Raw genomic sequence first — 2,766 nt, forward strand, 5'->3', positions numbered from 1 at the left:
GTCCATGACGCGGCGGGTGCCGGGGGTTGGGGGGAGGGCGTTAGCGTTCAGCCCGTGCCGGCCCCCTCGATCACCCTCGTCGCCCGCCTCGCCGCGTCCGCTGCCGACGCCAGGCGCGGTGTCGTGCGTTTGCACCCCGAGGTCATCGATGCGCTCGGGCTGCGTTCGTGGGATGCCGTCACCCTGACGGGAGCGCGCGTGACCACGGCTCTCGTCGCCCCGGCGGTCGGGCCGGCCGGGCAGGCGACGCTGGACGACGTCACCCTCTCCAACACGGGGCTGTCCGACGGCGCGGCGGTGGTGGTGGCGCCGGCACTCGTCGAGCCCGCCCGTCGGGTCCTGCTCACCGGCTCCCGACTCGCCCGTGCCGCGCTCACCCCGGAGACCGTGCGGCTTGCGCTGCTGGGCAAGGTCGTCACCGGTGGCGACGCGGTCTCCCTGCTGCCGCAGGACGTCGAGCCGGCGCCGGGCCTGGACGTGCACACGGCGCGCACGCGCGTCGCCGGCGCTCTGGGCAGCGCGTGGACCACCGAGCTGCTCACCGTGGCCACCGTCGAACCGGCGGGAGCGGTGGCCGTGCTGCCGAGCACCGTGGTGGGCTGGGAGGGCGGCCCGGTGACCGGCGTTCCGGTCGACGGGGCAGGGCCGTCCGTGGGTGCGAGCGGTGCCGGGCCGGCCCGGATCGTGCCAGGTGCACCGGCGGCACCGGCCACGCCCGGCGCCCGGGCCGTCGTCGAGCAGGTCGTCGTCGAGCAGGTCGGCGAGCCGGCCGTCGCCGTCGAGGATCTCGTCGGCAACACGGACGCCGCGCGCAGGCTCGTCGAGTGGCTGGAGCTCACCCTCGACCGGCCGGAGCTGCTCACCCGCCTCGGCGGTTCCGCCCGGCTCGGAGTGCTCCTCGTCGGCCCCGAGGGCGTCGGGAAGCTGACGTTGGCGCGCAGCACCGCTGCCGCCGTCGGCGCGTCCTGCGTGGAGCTCGCGGCGCCGGGAGTGGCTGCGATCGAAGCGGGCGCCGCCTCGCAGCGGGTGCACGAGGTGGTCGGTGCGGCGCGGGCGGCGGCCCGGGCGGGCACCCGGACGGTGCTGGTGGTCACCGACATCGACGCCCTGCTCCCGGCCGCCTCGCCCCCGCCACTGGCCACCATTGTGCTGGACGCGCTGCGGGAGGCGGTGGGGACACCAGGGCTCGCCCTGGTCGCCACCACCGCGTCGCCCGAGTCGGTGGACCCGCGGCTGCGCGCCCCCGACCTCGTGGATCGTGAGCTCGGGCTGGCGCTGCCCGACCTGCGCACGCGCACCGAGCTGCTGCGCAGGCTGCTGGCCACGGTGCCGCTGGCCGACGACGTGGACCTCAAGGCGGTGGCCGAGCGGGCCCCCGGGTTCGTGGCCGCCGACCTCGTCGCGGCCCGGCGCGAGGCGGCGGTGCAGGCCGCGCTCCGGCACACGGGCGAGGGCGAGCCCCGGATCTGCCAGGAAGACCTGCTCGACGCCGTCGGCTCCGTGCGCCCGATCTCCATGTCGTCGTCGGACACCCTCCAGACCGGCGGGATCAGCCTCGACCAGGTGGGCGACATGGTCGAGGTCAAGCAGGCGCTCACCGAGGCGGTGCTCTGGCCGCTGCAGTACCCCGACTCGTTCGCCCGCCTCGGCGTCGCCGCCCCGAGAGGGGTGCTCGTCTACGGTCCGCCCGGCGGCGGCAAGACCTTCCTGCTGCGCGCGCTGGCCGGCACCGGCCAGCTCAACGTGTTCGCGGTCAAGGGTGCGGAGCTGCTCGACAAGTACGTCGGCGAGTCGGAGCGGGCGGTCCGCGAGCTGTTCCGCAAGGCGGCCGACGCCGCGCCGGCACTCGTGTTCCTCGACGAGGTCGACGCCCTCGCGCCGCGGCGCGGGCAGTCGTCCGACTCGGGGGTCGCCGATCGGGTCGTCGCCGCGCTGCTCACCGAGCTCGACGGGGCGGAGCCGCTCCGGGACGTGATCGTCGTCGGCGCCACCAACCGGCCCGAGCTGATCGACCCGGCCCTGCTGCGGCCGGGGCGGCTGGAGAGGCTCGTGTACGTGCCGCCGCCCGACGCGGCCGCCCGCGCCGAGATCCTGCGCGCGTCCGGGAGGAACATCCCGCTGGCCGACGACGTGGACCTCGACGCCCTCGGCGCGGACCTGGACGGTTACTCGGCCGCCGACTGTGCCGCGGTGCTGCGCGAGGCCGCTCTCGCCGCGATGCGGGAGTCGTTGGACGCCGCCGTGGTGACGGGCGCGCACATCGCCGCGGCCCGCGCTGCCGTGCCGCCGTCGCTGGACCCGGTGCAGGTGGCTGCGCTGGCGGCCTACGCCGAGCGCCGGGTGTCCTGACCGCCCTGGGGCCAGGCCAGGACAGCCGGCGTCACCTGCCGCGGTAGTCGTTGGTGGCGATGACGATCAGTCCGGGGCTGGCTTCGTCCAGACCCTGGAACCGCGGCTCGACCCGCAGCCCGAACTGGGTGCCGAGTGCCTGCGCCGCCTGCTGCTCGGCCGTGCCGGGGCGGTAGTAGACGGTGCTGGTCGGGATGATCCCGGACGGATAGTTGCCGACCTCCTCGACCTGCCACCCGGCGTTGCGGAAGTCGGCGGCGGCACGGGCGGCGAGACCGGTGATGGTGCTGTTGTTGTAGACCCGCAGCGGGGCGCGCACGGTGCCGGAGCCGGCTGCGCCCCCCGACCGCGAGACGTCGTCCTTGGTGGTCGAGGCACCCGGGCCGCCGGCACCGCTCGAGCCGGGCGGGGCGGGGG

At 76.2% G+C, this 2,766-nt stretch carries 2 protein-coding genes; one reads left to right on the top strand and one right to left on the bottom strand.

Translation table 11 applies throughout. The features are described 5' to 3' along the window. Window positions 1-54: 54 nt before the first annotated feature. The gene (locus HF577_RS36965; protein ID WP_169400647.1) at window positions 55-2,349 is read left to right on the top strand and encodes an AAA family ATPase; all 2,295 of its coding nucleotides are present in this window, start codon (window positions 55-57) and stop codon (window positions 2,347-2,349) included. A gap of 31 nt (window positions 2,350-2,380) precedes the next feature. Here HF577_RS36965 and HF577_RS36970 read toward each other — a convergent pair. Then, window positions 2,381-2,766 (bottom strand): LytR C-terminal domain-containing protein (locus HF577_RS36970; protein ID WP_169400648.1); only part of this gene is annotated, 386 nt, incomplete at its 5' end.

The sequence above is a fragment of the Pseudonocardia xinjiangensis genome (genome assembly GCF_012911925.1).
GTDB lineage: Bacteria > Actinomycetota > Actinomycetes > Mycobacteriales > Pseudonocardiaceae > Pseudonocardia > Pseudonocardia xinjiangensis.